This is a genomic window from Leptospira fletcheri (genome assembly GCF_004769195.1).
In the GTDB taxonomy this organism is placed as follows: Bacteria; Spirochaetota; Leptospiria; order Leptospirales; family Leptospiraceae; genus Leptospira_B; species Leptospira_B fletcheri.
Window position 1 is genome coordinate 1 of sequence record NZ_RQET01000004.1, and the last position, 23422, is coordinate 23422.

At 45.5% G+C, this 23422-nt stretch carries 24 protein-coding genes; 16 read left to right on the top strand and 8 right to left on the bottom strand.

What is annotated here, in order from left to right; genetic code table 11:
* Positions 1-328: 328 nt before the first annotated feature.
* Both EHO60_RS03315 and EHO60_RS17080 read right to left on the bottom strand, forming a co-directional pair.
* Complete coding sequence (locus EHO60_RS03315; protein ID WP_135766763.1) at positions 329-685, bottom strand: hypothetical protein; 357 nt, start codon at positions 683-685, stop codon at positions 329-331.
* Complete coding sequence (locus EHO60_RS17080; RefSeq protein WP_167880147.1) at positions 672-848, bottom strand: hypothetical protein; 177 nt, start codon at positions 846-848, stop codon at positions 672-674. The genes EHO60_RS03315 and EHO60_RS17080 overlap by 14 nt, the downstream gene beginning before the upstream one ends.
* Before the next feature lie 40 nt (positions 849-888).
* Between EHO60_RS17080 and EHO60_RS03320 the strand changes: the two genes are divergently transcribed.
* The 4 genes from EHO60_RS03320 (at position 889) to EHO60_RS03335 (ending at position 3432) form a co-directional block, all read left to right on the top strand.
* Positions 889-1809, top strand: a complete 921-nt coding sequence (locus EHO60_RS03320; RefSeq protein ID WP_135766764.1) for an IS1595 family transposase — start codon at positions 889-891, stop codon at positions 1807-1809.
* Between the two features lie 56 nt (positions 1810-1865).
* A complete protein-coding gene (locus tag EHO60_RS03325) occupies positions 1866-2372 on the top strand; it encodes a Panacea domain-containing protein (RefSeq protein ID WP_135766765.1) in 507 nt (168 codons plus the stop codon).
* Positions 2317-2883, top strand: a complete 567-nt coding sequence (locus tag EHO60_RS03330) for a hypothetical protein (RefSeq protein WP_135766766.1) — start codon at positions 2317-2319, stop codon at positions 2881-2883. Before EHO60_RS03325 ends, EHO60_RS03330 begins: the two co-directional genes overlap by 56 nt.
* 90 nt (positions 2884-2973) lie before the next feature.
* Positions 2974-3432 (top strand): YHS domain-containing (seleno)protein, encoded by a 459-nt coding sequence (locus EHO60_RS03335; RefSeq protein WP_135766767.1) that lies wholly within the window; start codon positions 2974-2976, stop codon positions 3430-3432.
* 36 nt (positions 3433-3468) lie between these two features.
* Here the strand turns inward: EHO60_RS03335 and EHO60_RS03340 are convergent, their stop codons facing one another.
* A complete protein-coding gene (locus EHO60_RS03340) occupies positions 3469-4371 on the bottom strand; it encodes a J domain-containing protein (protein ID WP_135766768.1) in 903 nt (300 codons plus the stop codon).
* Between the two features lie 104 nt (positions 4372-4475).
* Here EHO60_RS03340 and EHO60_RS03345 point away from each other — a divergent pair, with 104 nt between their 5' ends.
* The 5 genes from EHO60_RS03345 (at position 4476) to EHO60_RS03365 (ending at position 9871) form a co-directional block, all read left to right on the top strand.
* A complete protein-coding gene (locus EHO60_RS03345; RefSeq protein WP_135766769.1) occupies positions 4476-6326 on the top strand; it encodes a carbon starvation CstA family protein in 1851 nt (616 codons plus the stop codon).
* The gene (locus EHO60_RS03350) at positions 6323-6877 is read left to right on the top strand and encodes an NUDIX hydrolase (RefSeq protein WP_135766770.1); all 555 of its coding nucleotides are present in this window, start codon (positions 6323-6325) and stop codon (positions 6875-6877) included. The genes EHO60_RS03345 and EHO60_RS03350 overlap by 4 nt, the downstream gene beginning before the upstream one ends.
* Positions 6878-6968: 91 nt before the next feature.
* Complete coding sequence (lsa66, locus tag EHO60_RS03355; RefSeq protein WP_135766771.1) at positions 6969-8732, top strand: fibronectin-binding adhesin Lsa66; 1764 nt, start codon at positions 6969-6971, stop codon at positions 8730-8732.
* Between the two features lies 1 nt (position 8733).
* The gene (locus tag EHO60_RS03360; protein WP_135766772.1) at positions 8734-9480 is read left to right on the top strand and encodes an NRDE family protein; all 747 of its coding nucleotides are present in this window, start codon (positions 8734-8736) and stop codon (positions 9478-9480) included.
* Between the two features lie 7 nt (positions 9481-9487).
* Positions 9488-9871, top strand: a complete 384-nt coding sequence (locus tag EHO60_RS03365; RefSeq protein WP_135766773.1) for a PilZ domain-containing protein — start codon at positions 9488-9490, stop codon at positions 9869-9871.
* Between the two features lie 20 nt (positions 9872-9891).
* On the opposite strand, the gene cueR is transcribed toward EHO60_RS03365, so the two are convergent.
* A complete protein-coding gene (cueR, locus tag EHO60_RS03370) occupies positions 9892-10287 on the bottom strand; it encodes a Cu(I)-responsive transcriptional regulator (RefSeq protein WP_135766774.1) in 396 nt (131 codons plus the stop codon).
* Positions 10288-10451: 164 nt separating this feature from the next.
* Between cueR and EHO60_RS03375 the strand changes: the two genes are divergently transcribed.
* The 7 genes from EHO60_RS03375 to EHO60_RS03405 all read left to right on the top strand — a co-directional run bounded on the left by EHO60_RS03375 (position 10452) and on the right by EHO60_RS03405 (position 18149).
* Positions 10452-10658: a heavy-metal-associated domain-containing protein gene (locus EHO60_RS03375; protein ID WP_135766775.1), complete on the top strand. Its 207-nt coding sequence runs from the start codon at positions 10452-10454 to the stop codon at positions 10656-10658.
* A 34-nt stretch (positions 10659-10692) separates the two neighbouring features.
* Entirely contained in the window at positions 10693-12951 is a 2259-nt protein-coding gene (locus EHO60_RS03380; protein ID WP_135766776.1) for a heavy metal translocating P-type ATPase, read from the top strand.
* Positions 12952-13073: 122 nt separating this feature from the next.
* Positions 13074-13919, top strand: coding sequence for an adhesin OmpL37 family surface protein (locus tag EHO60_RS03385; RefSeq protein WP_135766777.1), 846 nt, complete (start codon positions 13074-13076; stop codon positions 13917-13919).
* Between the two features lie 76 nt (positions 13920-13995).
* Positions 13996-15969, top strand: a complete 1974-nt coding sequence (locus tag EHO60_RS03390) for a DUF4178 domain-containing protein (protein WP_135766778.1) — start codon at positions 13996-13998, stop codon at positions 15967-15969.
* Between the two features lie 4 nt (positions 15970-15973).
* Complete coding sequence (locus EHO60_RS03395; RefSeq protein ID WP_135766779.1) at positions 15974-16171, top strand: hypothetical protein; 198 nt, start codon at positions 15974-15976, stop codon at positions 16169-16171.
* Between the two features lies 1 nt (position 16172).
* A complete protein-coding gene (locus EHO60_RS03400; RefSeq protein WP_135766780.1) occupies positions 16173-17672 on the top strand; it encodes a polyamine aminopropyltransferase in 1500 nt (499 codons plus the stop codon).
* A gap of 90 nt (positions 17673-17762) precedes the next feature.
* Positions 17763-18149 (top strand): hypothetical protein, encoded by a 387-nt coding sequence (locus EHO60_RS03405; RefSeq protein WP_135766781.1) that lies wholly within the window; start codon positions 17763-17765, stop codon positions 18147-18149.
* On the opposite strand, the gene EHO60_RS03410 is transcribed toward EHO60_RS03405, so the two are convergent.
* The 4 genes from EHO60_RS03410 to pth form a co-directional block, all read right to left on the bottom strand.
* A complete protein-coding gene (locus tag EHO60_RS03410; protein ID WP_135766782.1) occupies positions 18124-20160 on the bottom strand; it encodes a PP2C family protein-serine/threonine phosphatase in 2037 nt (678 codons plus the stop codon). The genes EHO60_RS03405 and EHO60_RS03410 overlap by 26 nt on opposite strands.
* A 9-nt stretch (positions 20161-20169) precedes the next feature.
* Positions 20170-20649, bottom strand: a complete 480-nt coding sequence (locus EHO60_RS03415; protein ID WP_135766783.1) for an EVE domain-containing protein — start codon at positions 20647-20649, stop codon at positions 20170-20172.
* On the bottom strand, positions 20646-22613 hold the full coding sequence (ftsH, locus tag EHO60_RS03420) for an ATP-dependent zinc metalloprotease FtsH (RefSeq protein WP_135766784.1): 1968 nt from the start codon (positions 22611-22613) through the stop codon (positions 20646-20648). Before ftsH ends, EHO60_RS03415 begins: the two co-directional genes overlap by 4 nt.
* A gap of 242 nt (positions 22614-22855) precedes the next feature.
* On the bottom strand, positions 22856-23419 hold the full coding sequence (gene pth, locus EHO60_RS03425; protein ID WP_135766785.1) for an aminoacyl-tRNA hydrolase: 564 nt from the start codon (positions 23417-23419) through the stop codon (positions 22856-22858).
* Positions 23420-23422 lie beyond the last annotated feature (3 nt).

Below are 23422 nucleotides of genomic sequence, written 5' to 3' on the forward strand. Positions count from 1 at the left end.
AAAATGAAATTTAAAAAATATGGAAAGAATTTAGTTTAGAATAAAAACAAATATTGTTATCATAATTTTTTAATGATGGAAATTATATAGATGAACTAAAAAATCGAGGATTTACTTTTGCAAATCATGATAAAATAATACAATCTACAATAATAAAAGAAAAATTTTTAGATATATTAAGAAATAATGAGCTTGCGGTCGAGGTAGTGTCTTATCGTTCCGATACAAGAGGTGTACGAATTATTATATATCTTCCAAAAGACATTAATCCTGTTGAAGAATATTGTGATTTAGTAAAAGTAGTGCATAATACTTTATTCTCTTCAATTTAATTTGATTTCCGAGGGATAATAACAGTTCCTAAACCTTTTTCTTTAAATTCGGATATTATTTTAACATCATCAATAATATCAATTTCTTCTACATCAAGGCAATCTATAAAAATACTCTTATTATATATATCCACAATTTCAAATTCCCCTCTTTTTCTATTGTTTCTGAAAGGTCCAAGAGATTCACTAATAATATCCTTTAAAAATCCTAAAATTTCTGTATTATTCGAAAGTTTTATTTTTATAATTCCGTATTTTAAGGTATTAGGATGATTAAGCAAATGCATTATTTCAGATATTCTTTCATTATCAGACTCTCCATCAGATAAGCTTGCTTTTTTAAAATTTGACACTTGATTCTCCTTTCAATTTAGATTTTTTCTTTTGTTTAATAGCCTTATCATATTCTATAAAAGCCATTTCTATCCATAGAATTAAGTTGGGATCATTTTCTAATCTATATAATATATTTTGAATCTTCTTTTTTTGAGTTTTTGTAAGTTTTTGTTCGGTCATAAGTAAAATTCGTCCGAGGGCTTGGTATAATTAAGTCATTATGGCGACTGTAAAAACAATGACTTTTTTTGATATTTTAAAGAGATTCCCTACTCAACAATCGGTTATAGATTATTTTATCAAATCTCGTTACGGAAGAAAGATTAAATGTAATCATTGCAATAGAGGAAAGAAAATCTACCCTTTAAAAGGAAGACCGAAGTTTTTTCAATGTGGATATTGCAATAACTCTTTCTCTATCTTTAAAGGAACAATTTTCGAAAGAACTAGAGTCGATCTACAAAAGTGGATCTTTGCTATCTATCAAGTCTCGGTAGTTGCTAAAAAAGGGATTTCGGCTTATCAACTTCAACGTTCGATTGGTTTAACTTATAAAACTAACTGGAGAATGTTGAAGCAAATTCGAATTGCTATGACGAATGATAAAAACTTTGAATTATTTCAATCTATCGTAGAAATTGATGAAACCTATCTTGGCGGTAAGCCAAAAAAAGGATCCGATACAAAAAGTAAAAGAGGTCGTGGTACTAACAAAATAGCTGTTGTTGGAATTTACGATAGAAAAACGGAAAAGGTTTTCGCCCAACCTATTTTCCGAAAAGAAGGACAAAATTTAAAAGGAAAACAACTACTCCAATTAATAGATTCGAAAGTTGCTAAAAAAGCTAAAATATATACCGATGAGTTTAGAGGATATTGGATATTAGATAAACTTAAAAGAAAACATTTCACAGTAGACCATAGCAAAGAATATGTCGCTGCTGATGGAACTCATACTAATAATATTGAAGCTTTTTGGAGTCTTTTAAAGAGAATGCACTATGGTACTTATCACAAAATTAGCCCTAAATATATGACTTATTATTGCGGGGAAGAGGCTTTTAGGTTTTCCAATAGAAGTGATTTAAATGGAATTTTGGATAAGGTTTTGGAGCAAAGTTTAATAATAAAAAATCGTTGACGTAAATTTTAGTAGTAAAATTTTTGTTACTAAACTAGTATGTAGTTGTTGAATTTATGGTAGTATCTGTTTTTGATGTAGCTAAATATATCTTAGAATATTTTGAAGGAAAAGATATAAGTACTTTTAAACTTCAAAAACTTTGTTACTATTCTCAAGCTTGGTCATTAGTTTGGGATGATGAGTCATTATTTAATGAAAAAATTTTAGCGTGGGCTAATGGTCCAGTTATTAGAGAATTATATGATTATCATAAAGGTAATTTCAGTATAAATTCTAAAAGATTTAGATATGCTCATGGAAATTTAAGAAATTTATCTAAAGAACAAAAATTAACAATTGATGCTGTTTTGAATGCATATGGTAATCTTTCAGGACAACAATTAAGTCAATTAACTCATAATGAAAGACCTTGGTCAATAGCGAGAGAAGGATTATCTGCTGGAGAACGCGGTGAAAGAATAATCACTTTAGATTCTATGGTTGAATATTATTCCGCATTATATCATGAGCAACTTTCAAAAAAAGATAAAAATACAACCTCCCACAAAAGAAACTCTTAAAAAAATTGAAATTCAAGCTTCATTAAAAAATACAAAAGAAGTAAGGATTATTCTAGTCCATGATTTAAATTCAATCAAAAAAGAATTAGATAAAAATAATCTAAATACCAATCCTGTATATGATTGTCCGATGAAATTATTAGAGGATAAAGTGGATCACGAAGGTGAATGGTCTTGGGGTGTTGAGCGAAATTGGAATAATAATAAACAATCCTCGGAAATAATTTCCAATTTTAAACGTAATTATATAAATAAATATTGGAAAGATATTTATTCAGAAAAATATAATTCTCAAAATAAACCTTCTCGTCGAAAACATATCCATTATAGTGTAAAGAAAATTTGCTTTGAAGCGCAGAAAAGATTATTAGAAATAGCTTTAGATGACTTCCATGAAATTTTTAGATTTAGATTGACTGGAAAATTCAGATTGTATGGATTTACTTGTGGAGATACTTTTTTAGTAGTTTGGCATGATCCCGAACATAAAATTTATCCAATAAAAGATTAATCTTCTCAACCTACTTTACTTAAAGGGATGATTGGGAAGGGAAATATCCCACGGCTGTAACCTTTTTCGATTTCGGACGAAATCGGTTACATGAACAAGTCGTATTTTCTTTTTCCGTTTCTTCTTCTCTTATCCTGCTGCGGTTCGGTTCAGGTGGCCGATCCGGTCTATAAAGCGGACGGCCGAACCGCAATCAAGGGGTACGATCCGGTATCGTATTTTACGGAAAACAAACCCGTGGAGGGAGAAGAGAAGTTCCAAACTTCCTGGAACGGCGCGCAGTGGAAATTTTCTTCCCGTAAGAATCTTGACGCTTTCCGAAAGAATCCGGAGAACTATGCTCCCCAGTACGGAGGTTACTGTGCGTATGCGATGCGCGACGGAGAGACCTACGAGATCGATCCCAATGCGTGGAAGATCGTGAACGGAAAACTCTATCTGAATTATAATGAAAAAGTGAACGGATTCTGGAGTCGCGACATCCCGGGCAATATCAAAAAAGCGGACGAGCAATGGTCCAAATTGCCCAAGAAGATTCAGGCGCCCTGACTTCGTGCGCAACGAGAGAAAAAGCGCGATGAAATTCTAAGTTCGCCCTTTCATGATGAGATAATTATAGGAAGCTACGATCTTCTGTGTCATCTCCAAACCGTTTTTGTTTACGTCGGGATGGTATTTCTTGATCAATTCCTTATATTTCTTCCGCAGATCCCCGTCGTCATAATCCTCGGGCAATCCAAGAAACTCCCGGTGCTGGCGAGTTTCTTCGTCCTCGCCGAAAATGCTTGTTCTCGGTCTTCGGAACTGGGATTTTGCTTTCTTCTTTTTCTGTTCATCCTTACGGAAACGCCCGAAGATTTCGTAGTAGGCTCTATCCCTATACTCGGAAGTGATTTCCCGGAGAGGAAAGACTTTGGTATTCAAAACCCGGTAGAAGTACTTCCTCAAAAACGCGTCGGCGCCGTAATCGGAGGGGATGGACTTTCTTTCCAGAAATTCCGCGATCCCATTATCCACTAAACGACTCAAATCGAATTTGTCGTCGAAATAGGAGTCGAACGCGTCTTCGAAACGTTTTGTCGAAGAGATCAGTAGGAGGAGCAGTTCCTTGTCCAGCTCGTGCTTTTCAAGTTTGCTCAGCACGATCTCCTTCAGATGGCTCCGGAGTTCGTCCAGGTAAATACCGTCGAAATAAACCCCGGCCCGGGCAAACTCGTGCTCCAGTCCTTCTATCTTCAGAATTTTTCCTAAGAGAAGAATCAAAACGTCCGCCCTGGATTCCCGAAAACCCTGAGCTCCCTTGGCGGAATATACGGAGTCGCCTCTCAGGCTATATAAGATTTTGTAATAGTCTTCCCTTCGGATCGCTAGGATTTCGATCAATTTGTCCGCAGAAATATACCACTCGCAATCCGTACTGGCGGACTGGATTTCAAATAGGATATCCTCTATGGAGGACTTTACTTGATCGAAACTTTTCGTGGTCACCTTGGATCCCTAAATTAGACCTTGCCTTTTACGGTTCGAATGTCCAACCCTTTTCCCGCCAAAAAAGGTTTGATCAGGGCTGGGGAAACGAAGAACTTTCCCCCATGCTCCCCCTTTTGACCGTCTTCGGATGCTTCCTTGTATATTTTTTAGGATATAAAATCTACTCCGGCTATCTCTCCAGGTCCGTTTTTCAACTCAAAGATACGGAAGGCGATACTCCCGCCCATAAATTCAACGACGGCGTGGATTATTTGCCCACGAAACCTGCGATTCTATTCGGACACCATTATGCGTCCATCGCAGGACTCGCTCCGATTCTAGGACCTGCCGTTGCGGTGATTTGGGGCTGGCTCCCCGCTATGCTTTGGGTCGTTTTCGGAGCGATTTTTATCGGATGCGTTCACGATTTCGGCGCTCTGGTCGTTTCGGTGAGAAACCAGGGAAAATCCATCGGACAGGTCGCTCAGGACCTTTTAGGTCCGAGAGCAAGAAGCCTATTCCATGCGATCATTTTCTTTTTAGTCGCACTCGCAATGGGCGTGTTCGTGATCGTTTTGGCCGAAATGTTTTCCGCGGGAAAAAAAATCCCGCCTGTCCCACAGACCCCTCAAGTCTCGGTTCAGGAGGAAACAAAACCGGAACTTCATTCTCATCCCACCGAAATAAGGATAGAAGCCCCCTCCTCTTCCATCCAACTCAGGAGTCATTTCCCTGAAGCGGTGATTCCGACGGTGGGCTTAATGATTTTAGCCCTGATTGTAGGTTGGTTACATTTTAAAAAAGGGGCCAAGCTGGCTCCATTGACCGTTCTCTCCGTGATCTTAACACTAGGGATCATGGTTCTGGGCATGAATGAATCGGTTCTGTCCTGGACGGGACTCAGCGATCCAGATCGCTCTCCCGGGATTCCTACTTGGAAAATTCTTCTCCTGCTTTATGCGTTCCTGGCATCCGTCACTCCGATCTGGCTGCTCTTGCAAAGTCGGGACTATATCAATTCCTTTCTTTTGTACATCGGAATTGCGGCGATCTACCTTGGATTCTTTAAGGGAAGCGTCTTCGGCGAATTCTCGAACTTCAACGCGGAAGCGGTCCGTTCCGAACACATCGGCCTGGATATGGTTCCTTTCGTTTTTATCACGATCGCTTGCGGGGCGGTTTCGGGTTTTCATGCGCTGGTCAGCTCAGGAACTACCGCCAAACAACTGAATCGAGAAGTGGACGCTAGGCCCATCGGTTACGGAGGAATGATCGGAGAATCCCTGTTAGGACTTACCTCGGTGGTCGCCTGTACGATCGGATTCTCTTCCGCAACGGAATGGTCTTCGTTTTACAAATCCTGGGCGGGGATCCAAGGATTGGCGCCCCAAGTCGGCGCTTATATCTACGGAACCGGAAGATTCATCTCCCAATTGGGATTCGATAACGGGTTTGCCCAAGGGTTCATAGCCCTTATCGTGGTCAGCTTCGCATTGACTTCCCTCGATTCCGCGACTCGACTCCTCAGATACAACGTGGAGGAGATCGCGGATAGCATAGGAATCGATTGGGTGAAGAAAATATTAGGAAATCGTTATATTTCTAGCACCATTGCCTGTTTAGCGATCGCATTTTTCGCGTTTTTGGAAATCGAGCAAGGTGGGAAAAAGAAGGCGGCAGGATTGGCCCTTTGGAAACTCTTCGGGACCACGAACCAACTCTTAGCGGGGTTGGCGTTGTTAGTGGTTACGATTTACCTTCTTTATTCCAAACGCCGGACCTGGATTTCCTTCCTCCCTATGGTGTTCGTACTCGCCGCGACTCTTTGGGCAATGGTCGTCAATTTCCGCGAATTCCTTTTTGACAAATCGCCGAGCTATCTGTTGGCCGGAGTAGGAGGAACTTTGATCCTCTTAGCGGTATGGTTGCTGGTGGAAGCGGTCCTTGCCTGGAGAAGGTTTTCGAGAACATGAAATTCTGCAGCACGTGCGGTTCTCAGGTTTCCTATCGCATCCCCGAAGGCGATAGCCTGCACCGTTACGTTTGCGAAAACTGCGGAACCATACATTATCAGAATCCTAAGGTGATCGTCGGAAGTATACCGATATGGGAAGGGAAGATCCTTTTGTGCAAACGAGCCATCGAACCACGAAAAGGATACTGGACCCTACCGGCCGGTTTTTTGGAAAATCGCGAAACGGTAGAGGAAGGTGCCTCCCGAGAAACCTTGGAGGAAGCGAACGCACAGATCCGTATCCTTAGGCTGCATACGGTTTATAGCATTCCCCACATCAGCCAAGTTTATATGTTTTTTCTCGCGGAATTGACCGACGGTAAATTCGATGTCAGTCCCGAATCCGAAGAAGTTCGGTTATTTTTTCCGAACGAAATTCCCTGGGAAGAACTCGCTTTCGCCTCGGTCACATATGCTCTGAAAAAATATACGAAAGAGGACGAAATCCCCGAAAGCGGCGTTCACCTAGGATCTCTCTCCGGAGATAGAAAAAAGAAAAACGAAGACTAAACCTCTCCTGCGCCCGCTTTCGCAAATCGACCCGGGAGAGACCGTTCTGAAAAACCGGTGCAATTTTTCGGGACTAGTTTTTTTTTGGAGCATGCCCGTCGGAATGATCCGAGTCTTTCTAGTTTTAGGTTTCGTTTCGACTTTCTCCGGTCTGAAAGCGAATTCTTTGATCGGCACGGAGACGACCACCTTCTCCCCGAACTGGGACGGTTCCGTCGACTTTTTGAAATTCAAGATCCGCTCCTCGACTCTTCCGAAGCTACAGGATTGGGAACTGACCATACGGAACGCCTCGGGCGAAACCGTAAAAAAATACGAGGCCAATAGACTTAAGAAAAAGGACTTTTCCCTGTTTTGGGATGAAAACGAATTCGCCCCGGAAGAAGTCTCGATCCCGGAAGTTCTGGAATGGAACGGAGAGGACGAAAACGGGAACACAGTACCTGACGGGTACTACACTTATCAATTACTGTTATTAACCGCAAACCAGGAAAAAATCCTCTCCGAGGAAGCGACCGTCTATCTGGACTCCCATCCCCCGAAAGCGGAAACCGGAATCAGGAATCGCCTTTTACTTTTCGAAGATAGAAACCATGCCAGGATCCAAATCCAGCAAAAAGGAAGCGGAGATTCGGCGGATCTGTTCACAGGAGAATTTTTGGACTCGAACGGTAAGTTGATCAAATCCTATACTTGGAGAACCAAGGACTTGCCTGCCGTGTTAAGCTGGGACGGAACGGACTCCAACGGAAAGAATCTCGTTCCGGGACTGTACAGCTATCGGTTGATCGCTCGCGATCCTGCGGGCAACGAAAGCGTGTCCAAGCAGGAAAACATTTCCCTGCAAAACGAATCGGTCGGAGCCGATATAAACTCCGATGCCGAATCTTATTCCACGGATTCCTCCGTCCCGCTCAGTAAGATCAGGTTTTCCTCCTTTCTTTCTTCCAAACTCAAGTCCGACTCCTATGAGTGGGAAATCTTCAAACGGAAAGGAGAAGTGGATTCGCAAATATACGTCGGAAAAGGTTTGGGGGAACCTCCTGCGGAGTGGACATGGGAACCTAAGGATAAGGAAAACCGCCCCTTAAGTCCCGGAACATATTTCGTTCGCATAACGATATTTAGTAGGTATGATAGATACTCCAGTTTTCCCAAAAAATTCGTATTAACCGAAGATCGTGCGAAATTTTCCTCGGACGTTTTCCCGAGCGGATTCAGTCCGGATGGGAATTGGCGTAAAGATTTTCTCGAGGTCCGAATCCGATCCAAAGAACTTCATCTTTCCGGTTGGAAAATTACGATTTTGGAATCCTTTGGAGACTCAGAAAGAATCGCGAGAACCTGGACTGGAACGGGAAGTCCCCCTTCTAGATTGGTTTGGTCGGGAAAAGACGAACTGGGAAGGAGAATCGGTTCCTTGACGCCGATCAAAGTCGTGCTGAGTTATAAGGACATGTTCGGTCGAGAGGGGGAAGAGATATTAGGAAACGTAAGCTCGGGAATCCTCGTCGTAAAGGAAAGGGACGGATACAGGATCTCCGTTCCGGAAAGATTGTACGAGACCCGTTGGTGGACAGTCCCCTCGGCTTTAAAATCCCTTTTGGGAAAACTCCCCGGCTATAAGGTGGAACTCCAATACCACACTTCTCATCTGGGAGACGACGAGTACAATCTCAAACTTTCGGAGGAAAAAGCCAGGAAAACCTTTCAGTCTTTTTTCGGAAAAGACTACGAATTCGGAAGGTACAAATTCCGCGGATACGGCGAAACCGAACCTCTCATTCACGGAAACGGAGCTTACGAAACGGATCGGAACCAACGGATCGATTTCTTTCTGAGCGTAGGAAAATAGAATGTGCACAGCTTTCATATATAGAAATCGAACCGATCATCTTTACGGCTTGGGTTTCAATCGAGACGAATCCGTAAAAAGAAAACCGTCCCTTTCTCCCCGCCTGATGGAATCACCGACAGGGAAGGCCATCGCTCCCATAGATGGAGACGCAGGAGGAACTTGGATCGGAATCTCGCAGGACGGAGAAATCGTCTGTCTTTTGAACTATTACGAGGCGGCTTTAAAGCTTCTGAGAAATCCGGTGAGTCGGGGACTTTTGGTCCGCTCGGTTCTGTTGAAGGAACGTGCTCCGGAATCCTGGCAAGTTTCCGAATTGGATAATTATTATCCGTTCAAACTTTTCTGTATCGATAGCGAAAAAACGAGAATCTACATCTGGGACGGAAAGGTTTTTTCCACAGAAGAGAACACCGAAAGTTTTACCGTATACGGAAGTTCTTTCACTCAAGGACCGAAGGCACAGGTATCCAGAAGGGAGGTTTTCGAAAAAGAGTTCCGACCGAAAACGAATCCGAACGCGAAAGACTTCATTCTTCTTACTAAGAATTTTTTGGTCTCACATCTTCCCGAAAAAGGAGCCTTGTCTCCCTGCATGCACCGCAGGGACGCGACTTCCGTTTCTCGTACGATTTTTGTTGTAGAAAACGGAAAAGTCGATTTGTTTTATAAGCCCAACCAACCGTGCGAAGAAGGCCCTGAGGAAGAGTTCAATTTCACTTTGACTGATTTTCGAACGTTCGTATGATTGTCCTATGGCGGGCACTCATTCCCTTTTTGATGATAAATACGAATACCGGGATCCTTCTCAGCAGAAGAGAAAGAATGCCCGCGTTAAAATCACCATCGAAGGGGAGTTTTGCGTCAAAGGTAAAACCCAAAGATTTCCCGTCCATGTCGTGGATATAGGTACCGGCGGAGCCGGAATGGAGACTAGAACTTCCGTATTCGAAGGGGACAGGATCGTTTTATTCGCGGCGATTAACGGAAAGAATATGGAATTGGAATCGGAAGTGATTCGAGTTTCCGGAAAAAAAGCGAACATCATATTCGTAAATCTTCCTGACGAAGATAAGGACTTGATCCAAGACCTGATCCATAAGAAGTTTTTCGATAAGGACAAAAAACCCCTCTCCTGAAATCTTTTCGGCACCGGGACTTATTTTCGTCCTCCTTCTAGCTCGTCCAAAATCGGACAATCCGGTCTCTGATCTCCGTGACAATGCTTCGCCAGATGCTTCAGTGTAGAACACATCTTTCCCAATTCGAGGATCTTTTCCTCCATTTCGCGGACATGGGTTAGAGCCAGCGCTTTTACTTGAGAACTCGCTCTGGATTTATTCTTCCACAAACCCAGGAGTTGTTTGATCTCGGGCAGAGAAAAACCTAACCCTCTTGCTCTTTTGATAAACTTCAAAGTATGGACGTCGTTTTCGCCGTAGATCCTATATCCGGATCGATTCCGCTGAGCCTTTGATACCAGTCCTAAGGATTCATAATGTCTTACGAGCTTAGGACTCACGCCGCTTCGTTTGGATAATTCTCCGATATTCATTTTTCTCGACCTCTCGGACACGAACTCCGCAGACATTCTCGCAATCGGAGGCCGTAGAGGATGCGAACTTTTTGATTTTTATCCGTTTTTTTTCGGGAACTAGGTATTGACCTTCCCATTATGGGAAGCTTTACACTTAAAATACGAGCTAGGAGGAATATCGGATGCGGGAACTTAAGATAGAAGGAATGACATGCGGCCACTGTGTATCGGCAATCAAATCGGCGGTACAGTCCCTGGATCGGAACGCAAAGATCGAAATCGATCTAAACACCGGGTCGGCAAAATTGGAAAGCGAGATAGACGACTCGTCCTTAGCGGCCGCAATAGAGGAGGAAGGGTACGTTTTGACCTCCGTTCGGGAAGTTTGAAAGACGGATCTCACGCTGGAAACGGAAAGGGAAGATGAACATACAAGAAACCGAAAAATCGAAAGAGATGACCATGGACCTGTTCGGTATGACCTGCGCGAACTGCGCCCTCCGAATCGAGAAAGGATTGTCCAAGGTTCCCGGCGTTTCGGAAGCCAGAGTCAATTTTGCGAGAGAAACCGCCTTTATCAGATTCGGAAACGGAACTAAGCCGTCCGACCTGTTATCGAAAGTGGAATCCTTAGGTTATACGGCTACGGAACATTCCGAACAAAACCTGGCTGAAACGAACAGAGCCCACGAACGGGAAATCGAAAAGTTGCGGACCCGTTTTTGGTTCTCCGTACTATTTTCCGCGCCACTCTTCTATACGATGGTTTCTCACTTTGGAATCCTTTCTTTTCTACCTATGCCTTCTTTTCTCATGCATCCATGGATCCAATTCCTGTTTGCGGCTCCTGCTCAATTTTGGATCGGATTTCCGTTCTACAAAGGGGCCTACAGAGCTTTGAAAAACGGAACTGCGAATATGGACGTATTGGTCGCGTTAGGCACCACCGCGGCATTCGGGTATAGCTTTGCGAACAGTCTAAGCATAGGATTCGTGCGGGAAGATTTGTTATTTCTAACGGAGACACAGCACGGAGCCTACCCTCCTCTTTATTATGAGACCTCCGCCGTATTGCTATCCTTTCTTTTGGGAGGAAAATGGATGGAGGCTTTAGCAAAAGGAAGAAGTTCCCAAGCGATACGTACTCTTCTTTCCCTAAAACCGGAAACGGCAAGAATCAAAAAAGGAGAAGAATGGATCGAAGTCCCTTCCGAATTCCTAAAACCGGGCGATAAGATCCGGATCCGCCCCGGAGAAAAAATTCCCACCGACGGGGAAGTGGAGGAAGGAACCAGCGCTCTAGACGAATCCATGTTGACCGGAGAAAGTCTGCCCGTGGAAAAAAAAGTCGGATCCAAAGTGATCGGCGGAACGGTAAACGGAAATGGATCCTTGATCGTTCGTGCCGAAAAGATCGGCAGTGAAACATTACTCTCTTCCATCGTAAAAACCGTAGAAGAAGCGCAAGCGTCCCGGGCTCCGATCCAAAGAATAGCGGATCGAATCTCCGCGGTTTTCGTGCCCTCCGTAGTTCTCATTGCTGCAGCCGATTTTCTACTCTGGTATTTTTTTCTGGAACCGGGCAACCTCTCCTCCGCATTGGAAAAATCCATCGCGGTTTTGGTGATCGCTTGTCCCTGCGCCTTAGGATTGGCCACGCCCGTATCCCTACTAGTCGGTACCGGAAAAGCGGCAAGCCGCGGGATCCTCTTTCGGAACGCAGAGGCATTGGAGTCTGCGGCCTCTCTTGGAATTCTAGCCTTCGACAAAACCGGAACCTTGACGAAGGGAAAACCCTCCGTAACCGGCTTTTTGTCGGAAGGAAATTCCGAATCGGAAATCTTACGAAGGGTCGCTTCCGCGGAATCCGTCTCGGAACATCCCCTGGCAAAAGCGATCGTCGAATTCGGAAAGGGGCGTAGGATCGGAATCGAGTCTCCTCAAAACTTTCAAGCCCAACCCGGCGGAGGAATCCGAGCAAATATTGACGGACTCAAGGTTACGGTCGGAAATGCGGAGTTTCTTTCCTCCGAATCCGGAGATCTTCCCTCTACCCTAATCGCCAAAAGCGGAGAATGGGAATCCCAAGGAAAAAGCGTGGTCTGGGGAAGAGTAGAAGGAAGCCCCACCTCATGGGCGATCTTCGCCTTAGAAGACGAATTAAAGGAAACGACCGCAGAAGCCGTAGACGATTTGAAAAACCTTGGACTACGACTGGTACTTCTGACGGGAGATCACAAACGTACGGCGGAAAACATCGCCTCTCGGATCGGAATCAACGAAATCAAGGCTTCTCTGCTTCCCAAGGACAAATCGGATGCCGTCGCTTCATTGCAATCTTCCGGTATAAAGGTAGGAATGGCAGGGGATGGAATCAACGACGCACCTGCCTTGGCGAAGGCGGATGTAGGTTTCGCGATGGGAAATGGAACGGATATCGCCATGGAAACGGCAGGAGTCGTTTTAGTAAAAGGAGACCTGCGCCGTTTAGCGGATGCCATTAAGATCAGTCGGGCGACCGTTTTAAATATAAAGGAAAACTTATTTTGGGCCCTTGCATACAACGGACTCGGCATCCCGATTGCCGCAGCGGGATATTTGGCTCCTTGGATCGCAGGCGCCGCGATGGCTTTCAGTTCCGTATCCGTCGTCGCCAACGCATTACGACTGAGGGGAAAATGATCGAAAATCCGGAAAAGTATTCTCCGTTTTCCTCGGATCGGACATAAGAACAAGATTGGCGAACTGATTCTTATCTCTCTCTCCGTTCAATTCGGCACTAGGGTCGATCCGAAAATCAATGTATGGATGGAATGCTTACCGGAAAATTCAAGACGATCCTAGTGCTACTTCCGCTTCTCTTCCTCCTACCGGAAAAGGAAATTCACGCGGATTTAGACAGCAACCGTGCCACCGCACTGCTTAGGATAGAGCACGGCCTGAAGGAAAACGAATTTCACCTAAAAGCGATCAATAGCTCGATTTCGAACTACGGAACTCAGGAGGAGAAAGCCTTTTACAAACGCTGTATCCAACACCACATAGAGACGTTCACCCTGTATCTTCAATTCGATCTACCTCATTCCTATGACGAAATGAGACAGACGCAACGACTCCTCGTCCGATTGTATTCTGGAACCGTGGAAAATTTCAGGCTCAGAGTGCGCCAGGAATTGGATATCCTATCGAAGTATGCTCTCCGAACCTCGGACGCCGAAGCAAGACACCACTTGGAAATGGGATATAGAGAGCTAGGCGCGGCAATCGCGAAAAAAACCATCGCGGAAAATACGCGACCGTACTTACCAGGAATCAAGACCCAATATCTGTACGAATCACTGAAGCTACTGAAGCAATCCCGAAAATACTCGGTATTACTTTCCCTTAAATTTCTTTCCGACTTCCAGCCGGATCTACAATCCTTCGAATTCGAAGAAATTTACAACGAAATCAACCGGGCCATGTTTACGAAGGCGGATCAGTATGCCAGAATTCATTTCGATAATAATTTTATGATCTTTAACGCGGAAAACCAATACGAATCCACGTGGGAAAACCCTGCTCTTGACGAATTGGAGAAATCCTTCGGCGACATTGATCCCGGGTTGGACCGAAAACGCCGCCAGGCCAAAAGGAGCCTAACCCCCTAGATTCCGAAAGAAATTTCTTTATCGAAACCAAAACCAGGATTGACAGCGCGTCTCCGCGGGGATATTCCCTTCCTTTGTGTCGGAACTAAGTTGCCCCAATTGCGGAGCCCCCGTCCCCTTTATCAATAAGGCCTCAGTATATGCGGTCTGCCCGAATTGCCGCACCCTTTCGTTGAAAAAAGACGTCCAACTGGAAAAAATCGGAGAGTCGGGGGAACTCGCCGACGACAATACAGTGATCCGAATCGGGACTGAAGGAACGTTCCGAAAAAAGAATTTCAAAGTGCTAGGAAGGATCCAATTAAAATTCGACCTAGGATACTGGAATGAATGGTATGTTTCCGAAGAGGACGGCAGCACTGCCTGGTTAGGGGAAGCGCAAGGAATTTATTTTTATACTCGTCTCGACACGAGCCTCCCGGCCGATCAATTTCCGCGTGTTCCCGAACCGACATCCGAATACCCGAAAATCTACGAAGCGGGTCACGGAAAAAAAGACAGACTTTCTCCGGGTGACACATTCACTCTGGGTCGAGACTGGACCTTGAAAGAAATCAGCGTTGCGGAATGCGTAGGAGGGGAAGGAGAATTACCTCTCAATTTCGAAACCGGCTACAGAGCAGTTCTCTTGGATATCGCCGATGGCGAGGACAACTTCGGCACCATAGATTATTCCGATGAGCCTCCTCTTCTATTCGTAGGCCACGCCGCCACATTTCAGGAACTGCAATTACGAAATCTGAAGGAGAACGCGGTAGCGTTCGGAGCCGGACTTGTGCAAGCCCGCTCCATACAATGCGTCGGTTGCGGCGCCTCCTTGAACCAATTGAGACCGGATTTTTCCAAGTCTATCGCCTGTGAATATTGCGGAACCGTAATGGACACGGAACAACAGGATCTAAAGGTGATCGCGAAGTTCGAAGAAGTATCCAAAGAAGGAATTTATCTTCCGCTCGGAACTCAGGTCAAGTTGCCCGGGCGCCCGGAATCACAAGTGCTCGGTATTCTGAAAAAATCCTCGGAAGAGGACGGCGAAACTTTCCGATGGACGGACTATCTTTTACACTATCCTGGAGGGTACGCCTGGCTCAACGAAAACGGAAATAATTGGACCTACTTCGAACCTCTATTAGGCGTTCCAAAATGGGCCTCCGGACTCAAGCGAATCTATGGAAAAGAAAAATACGACTGGTATGCCAAATCGGAATCGAACACCGACCTAGCCCTGGGAGAATTCTACTGGAAAGTCAAGTCCGGAGAAAAAGCGGAGATCGAGGACTACGTCTCGCCGCCCAATATGCTTTCCTCCGAAAGGACCGAAAGGGAGATTTTCTGGTCCAAGGGAACTTTTGTCCCGTTCCAAACGATGAAAGGGGCTCTTCCGCTGGAAGTCGCCTCCAAATTACAAAAACCCGAGGACATAGGAGCTTGCGAACCGAATCCATATAAGATCCGATTGAAACGGAATTTTCGGATCGCAGTGGTTCTTACCGCAATATTCTTTTTTGTTGAAATGTACGGATGTATAAAAGCCAAGGAAGAGGTGGTCTACCAAGGTAACTTTGCGTATGTGCAGACTTCCCCGTCCGGAACCGACATAGGAACCTTTAATTTTCACGATAATTCTTTCGTGACCGATATCTTCGAAATCAAAGGCGAAGCGACGGATAACGTGGAGATTAAGATAGACTCTCCGAATCTTGATAACAAGTACATGTATTTCTCCGTAGCCCTTATAAATGCGGATACGGATATTGCTTACGATACCGCCATCGAAACCAGCTATTACCACGGAGTCGACGACGGAGAATCCTGGTCGGAAGGGTCCAAAAGCGGTTCGAAAGATATGGCCGAAATCCCGCCGGGACATTATTATCTTAGGCTGGAAACCCAATCCGATTTCCGTCCCGGCGCAGGGGCAAAATACAATGTGCAGGTCCTCAGGGACGTGATGAGCCCGGCTCCCTTTTTCCTATTCGGAATTCTCTTATGGCTTCCCTTGATCTACACTTTCTTTAAAAGTTATTATTTCGATAGCAGGAGAACTTAGCGTTATGTTGGATCTTTTAAAAGGACTGATTTATCCTTTCTTCGCGACGGCCATGGCGTTCGGTTTTTATTCGCAGTACCGGGTGGGTGGAATCACCAGCGAATTCGAAGAAGTCACGAAAGTTCCCAAAACGGTAAGACAGAACCCGGGAATCTATCGATCTCATTATAACTGGTACTCCACATATACCGGAGGAAAATAATCTGCAGCGGGCACTTTTAGTTTCCGTGCTGATTCTTTCTTCCTGTGGACTCGTATACGAATTACTAGCGGGGACAGTCGCCAGCTACCTCTTGGGGGAAACGGTAACCCAGTTTTCCTTAGTGATAGGTGTGTATCTGTTTTCCATGGGGATCGGAAGTTGGTTTTCCAGATATTTGTTAAAGGACTTGGTTCCTAAATTTCTGGAAGTGGAACTCGCCTTAGGATTATTAGGCGGATCGAGCGCCGCTTTACTCTTTCTCAGTTTCGGACGCACGAGGATCTTCCAAATCCCTTTGTTCAGCCTTGTAGTAATCGTGGGGATTTTGGTCGGAATGGAGATCCCCCTTCTCCTAAGAATACTCAGAAGAAAATTAGGTTTCCGGGATCTGGTCTCCAAGGTCCTCAGTTTGGATTATGCCGGAGCCCTTTTGGCATCTCTGACCTTTCCCGTCTTTTTTGCACCGAAATTAGGAATGGTCCGAACCTCATTTCTCTTCGGAATCCTGAATGCGGGAACCGCTCTCTGGGGAACCTGGATGTTGCCTTTGCAGGAAAAAGAGAAGAGGAATCTTCGGACGAAGGCCGCGATCGTGCTCACTCTTCTCGCTCTCGGATTAACGTTTGCCGACGCAATCACCGCTTATAGCGAGGAAAATCTTTATACAGACGAGATCGTATACACCAAGCAGACAAAATTCCAGAGAATCACCGTGACCCGTTACAAAAGCGAACTGAGACTCTTTTTAAACGGACATTTGCAATTCAGTTCTAGGGACGAATATAGATATCACGAAACTCTTGCACATCCGGCTTTATTATCGCATCCGAATCCCAGAAACATACTCGTTCTCGGCGGAGGGGACGGCTTGGCGGTAAGGGAAATTCTAAAATATCCTTCGGTCCAGCGCGTAACCTTGGTGGACTTGGATCCTGAAATGACGAGGCTCTTTTCGGAGCAATCCCTTCTGACCCAAATCAACGGATCCAGTCTCAGAAATCCGAAGGTTCGGATCGAGAATGCGGACGCCTTCCTTTGGCTGGAAAAAGCCGACGAAACGTTCGATGTGGTTCTGATCGATTTTCCGGATCCGAGCAATTTCTCGATCGGAAAATTGTATACGACCGCATTTTACAAAAGCCTAAAGCGTCGTCTGAATCCTCTTTCGATCGTGGAAATACAATCCACTTCCCCTTTATTCGCGAGGATGTCCTTTTGGTGTGTGGAAAAAACCTTACAAGAATCCGGCTTCGAGACTAGACCCCTTCACGTGTACGTCCCCTCCTTCGGAGAGTGGGGTTTCGTCCTAGCCGGAACGAGAAAGCTCCCCGAGTATAGGCCGGATCTACCTCCTGGACTTAGATTTTTGAACGAAATAGAACTCGACTCCCTTTCCGAGTTCCCTGTGGACATGTCGAGAGTCTCTGTGGAACCGAATAGATTGGACAATCAGGTACTGGTCCGCTATTACGATCAAGAATGGAATCGATTGCTGGATTAAGTCCGCGATTCCTATTCCGATACGGGAAATTACTTTTCAACACCTTCGAAACGAATCAAGGTAACCAAAACCGCATAGACCGAGGTCAGAATGAACCAAAATCGTTTCTATACATGCCTATTCGTCGCAATTGCGCTTCTTGCTTGGAGCCTTGTTTCCTTGTCCGCACAAAGCGGAACGACGGAGACCACTTTGCACGATTTTATGGAAGATTATACGAAACCAGCTTCCAAAAAAGCCAAGAAAGGCGACAAAGCCGCGTTGGAAAGAATTCTGAAAGAGGTCCCGAACTTTGCTTTGGACGAGCAAAAAGGAAAATGGAAAGAGATCACGGACTCTGCCTTGGCCAGCGGAGACCTGGAAGGTTCCTGCAAAAGTTGTCACAAAGAATTCAAGAAAGAATACAAGAAGAATTACCGCAAGAGACCGATACAGGTTCCGAACGAGCTGATCAGTTTCTTGAAAGGGTCGAAGTAATTTCCGACAAACTTTTCTTCTCGGAAGCCGGTTGAAAATCCAGAACGATCAAAGTGAGATCGTCCTCGAAATGCTTCCGGTTTCCGGTAAATTCGCGCACTGTCTTGAATAAAACCTCGGCCATCGATTCTCCCGACAGTCCGATATTTTCTCCCAATAATTTATAAAATCTTTGGAAGCCGAAGATTTCCCCTTTTTGATTTCTCGCTTCGGTGATTCCGTCGGTATAAATGATCAAACGATCTCCCGGTTCGAGCTGGAATTCGGCGACGGAGTTCTTTAAGCTAGGATCCATACCCATGATCCAACCCGGCAAGAAAATCTCTTTTGCTGTTCCCGAACTTCTCGCAATTGCAACTAACGGAGGATGTCCCGCGTTGGAATAAGTCACTTTCCCCGACGTACCGTCCACTAAAAGGTACGCTGCAGTGATATAATGTTTTCCGTATTTTCCGCTCAAAGAACGATTGATATTCCTTAATACTTCGGCCGGATCCTCGTGATTTCTAGCTTCGATGGAAAACGCCAACTTGACCATGGAAGCGATGATCGCGGCCGGAATTCCGTGCCCGGAAACGTCGGAAAGAAAGATTCCGAGTTTGTTCGGACCTACGTAATGAAAATCGTAGAAATCTCCTCCTACCGAACTGGCGAATTCGTTCCGGACGGACAATTGCAGATTCGGCATTTTTGGAAGGTGATCCGGAAGAATGGACTCCTGCAATTCTCTGGCGATCTTAAGTTCCTGTTCGATCTCCGTCAATTTCAGTTGGCTTTCATAATTTTCCAACCTTGCCTGTAAAGAATCCTTCTCTAGCGTTTTGATCCGATGAGCGAGTGCAAAAGAGAGAAGAGTCATTTCGATCACGGAACCGAACTGCGCCGACCAATGAACCAAAAAAGAATCGGGAATCCAGGAAAGATTTCGCAATGCGGTAACGAGAACGGAAACGATCAGCACGGACCACGCGAGTAAAAAATACCTCGCGGGTTTATAACCTCTCCTCAACCTTAAAAAACCGGAATATACTACCAAGCCGGCGGCGAGAAAAGGATACCAGGAAACGGCTTTCATCATGAGTTCGTAAGCCGAAGGAATCAAGGAGACGAAAAATCCTAAAACTGCGAACGCAGCGAGAATTAGAAAAACCCGATCCTTCCAACCTGTTTCCCGTTCCATGTGTAAAAAAGAGCGGGTGAATAAAAGGGAAAAAGCCACCGAAAGAAAAGCGAATCCGACCAGATAATCGTTCCAAGCAATCGGCGAGGTCTGTACCAAATACCGAGCTCCGACACCGGAGACCGCAAACTGCCATAATGCGTAGAACAAAAGATAAAAGACGTAAAAGAAATAGCTGGAATCCTTCACCACGAATGCCAGGAATCCGTTGTAAATCAGCATGATTCCGATCGCGCCGAAGAAGACCCCAAGGAAAAGATTTTCCGACTGGATATGCGAAGCGAATTCCTTCGGCGACCAAGCTTGGAAATTAAAAACGACGGACCTTCTACTTGCCGCTCGAATCAGGAATTCTTCCGAAGAATTCGCAGGAGCGTGCATCCGGTACGCCGCGTGTACATAAGAGATTCGTTTGTTCGAATCTATCTCTTTCCAAGAATCTTTTTCGCCGGAATTCTCCTTTCGATATATCGCGAACTCTTCCATTCCGGGATTGTTCAAAACCAAAAACCAATCCTGGTCTTCTCCGGAAGAAATCCTGAGTTTCAACCAAAACACTTCATCCGTAAAACTAAAGGAGAGACTATCCTTCTCCATAGGCTTCCGTACGGAATCCTCCGACAAAAGTCGATTCGGATCTTTTTCTGCCGCTTGGGGGGAATTCGGCGCAAAGGCGGCGATCGACATGAATTGATTCAACGGAACGCCCTTCATCATGCCGGAAAGGGGGAAGGATAGAACCCTGACCTCGTCCGCGTTTAGAGCGCTAAACCCCAAAAGCAGAAAGCAAATAAAAGCCGTACTCCGGATTTTCCGGAAGAAATCGACCAAGAATCCCCCTCAACCGGAGACTGTCTTGGCCCCGGCTAAATTACATATATAGAAAAAGTGTTCTGGACTGACCGGCTGGATCGAAAGCCGCCCCCCTTTTTGCAGGAGAACCATGCCCTTCAGTTTCCCGTGGGATTTTAATTCCTCTAGCGAAATTGGGCGAGAAAATTTTTCTTTAAATTTCAAATCGACCATGTACCAAGCGGGGGATTCCGGCTTGCTTTTTGGATCATGGTATTTGTGTTTGGGGTCGAAAGCGAAATGATCGGGATAACCGTCCTTTACGACTTCCGCCAGACCGACCACTGCAGTCGGTTTGCAACTGCTATGATAAAAAAGGACCAGGTCTTTTTTTTTCACCTGATCCCTGAGATAATTTCTTGCCTGGTAGTTCCGAACCCCTTCCCAAGGAGCGATTTTTTTAGGAGAACCCTTCAAATCGTCTATGGAAAAAGCGTCCGGTTCTGTCTTAAACAACCAATAATTCATTCTACGCCAGTAGAATATGCGGGTTTTGCGGGAATCCCTGCCGTCTTTTCTTTCTTGGTCGTTTTTTCCGCCTTTTTCTTCGGTTCTTCGTTGGCCGGGTGAACGATCGCCATCAATTCCTCGTGGGTCACAGTTTCTTTCGCCAAAAGCGCCTTAGCCAGATTTTCGAACTTGGTGGAATTCTTGCGCACGAGTTCCCTGCCTTTGTTCAGGCAGGTCTGTACGATATCCCGAATTTCCTTATCGATCATTGCGGCGAATTCCTCGCTATAGGCCTTATTTCCCTGGCCCATGTCCCTACCCAAAAACGGACTTTCGTGGCCGCTACCGTAATTGATGGTTCCGAGTTTTTCGGACATTCCCCAATCGCAAACCATACGACGTGCGATATTAGTCGCCTGCTGTATATCATTGCTGGAACCTGTGGAAGTCATCTTAAACTTGTTTTCCTCGGCGATAAAGCCGCCCATACAAACCACGATCTGATCCAACCAATACGCTTTGGTATGGATATGCTTGTCTTCCGTCGGAAGTGATTGGGTTAACCCCAGAGCCCTGCCCCTCGGAATAATCGTGACCTTATGTACCGGTTCCGAATAAGCGAGCAAGGTCCCTAAAATCGCATGACCGGCTTCGTGATACGCGATGACTTCTTTTTCCTTTTCCGAAATAAAGAAGGAACGTCTTTCCGGCCCCATCATCACCTTATCCCGCGCTTCTTCCAGCTCGTCTTGGGTGACTCTTTTCTTATTCTTGCGGGCAGCCAATAGAGCGGCTTCGTTAATCAGGTTGGAAAGATCCGCACCGGTAAACCCCGGGGTTCCTCTCGCGATAGAATTCAAGGAAATATCGCTGGTCAAAGGTACTTTTCTGGAATGTACTTTTAGGATCTGTTCCCGACCGTTCAGATCCGGAAGATCAACCATTACTTGACGATCGAAACGTCCCGGTCTCAGCAATGCAGGATCCAATACGTCCGCCCGGTTCGTAGCGGCCATGACGATTACTCCTTCGTTCTTTTCAAAGCCGTCCATTTCCACAAGCATCTGGTTCAGGGTCTGCTCCCTTTCATCATGACCGCCGCCCCATCCGGCTCCTCTGAGCCTACCGACCGCGTCTATCTCGTCGATGAAGATGATACAGGGGGAATTCTTCTTTCCTTGGTCGAAGAGATCTCTCACCCTGGAAGCTCCCACTCCTACGAACATTTCTACGAAATCGGAACCGGAGATGCTGAAAAAGGGAACTCCCGCTTCACCGGCCACCGCTCTTGCAAGCAAGGTCTTTCCGGTACCTGGAGGTCCGATCAATAGAACTCCGGTGGGAATTCTCGCACCCATCGCCTGGAATTTTTTCGGATCTTTCAAAAATTCGATGATTTCTACCAGCTCGGTTTTTGCTTCTTCACAGCCTGCCACGTCCGCAAAACTTACCTTGACCTTGGGATCCACGGTCATCTTAGCCTTGGATTTTCCGAAAGAAAACGCCTTATTGCCCGTAGACTGGACCTGACGCATAATGAAAAAATAAAATACGAATATGGCGACGATCCCCAACAACAAAAAGGAACTCAGCATTCCGAAACCGCGACCGTCCTCGGCCGAAACAAACTCGAAATCCATGTTGGAGCGACGGAGAGAAGTGAGTAATTCCTTATCTACGGGAGCGATCGTAGTACGGAAACGGACGGGTTCTTTGGAAGCCGAATCCGAAGGTTCATAGCAACCTTCCACCACATCCCTTTCCATGATCAGTTTTTCGCAGCCCGGAATCTTTGCGTTCTTAACGAGCTTACCTATGGGTTTGGAACCGTCCGGTTCCAGCATATTCATGAATTGGGAAAACGGAATCGATTTAGGACTCCGGTCCACGTAATTTTTGATCTGGGGTCCGTAATAAGCGACGATTACTATCCCCACGATGAATAGAATCAGTAATCTGAGGCCTTTATTATTGTTATTCATATTCCTCTTAAACCCCCGCGACTTTCAGTCGCCATGTTCCTTCTTAGACTCCGAAAAATCTGTCAAAAGTCAGGAAATCCGTTTCGGATAGATATAGCTTGGAAACCGCTTTCGAAGAAAAAGTTCCCGCAATTCAGAATCCGGTTTTTTCCCGAAAAGTAAAGGAGAATACGGGGAGAAAAAATGGAATCCTACAGAGAAGAAGGTGGGAAAAAACGAACCCGAACAAATCCCCGCCGTCTTTAAAATCTGTATTTTTCTATGACGTCTTCGATGTCTCCAAGACTAATCGATCGAATCGCAGCTTCGGCGTCGTTGATGATCTGAATCAGACTCAGGTTTTCCAAAGGTTGAAAATCCTCTTTCAAAAAAATTTCCAGCCCGGAACCGTCAAAGACATCGTTTCCGATACCGATACGGATTCTGATAAAGTTCGGAGAACGCAAAGACTGCACAATGGATTTGACTCCTGCGTTCTCCGTGTCGTTAACGCCCTTATCTACCACGATCTTACCCAAGGGTAGGGTCCAATCCTCGTGGATGACCAGGATATCCTGGACTTGGATTTTTAAAAAGGACGCTATGTAAAGAACGGATTCTCCGGACAGATCGCTGAAAGTCTGAGGTTTCAGAAGTACGACTTCTTCTCCCTCGAAGTCCCCTCTTCCGATCAGGGACTTTTTTTTCTTCGTCTTGATCTCGACGTTGATGTTATTCGCAATAACGTCGAGAATCTTGAAGCCGATATTCGCTCGGTTATTATTATATTTGTCCCCGGGATTTCCCAGTCCGACGATTAGCTTCATAGA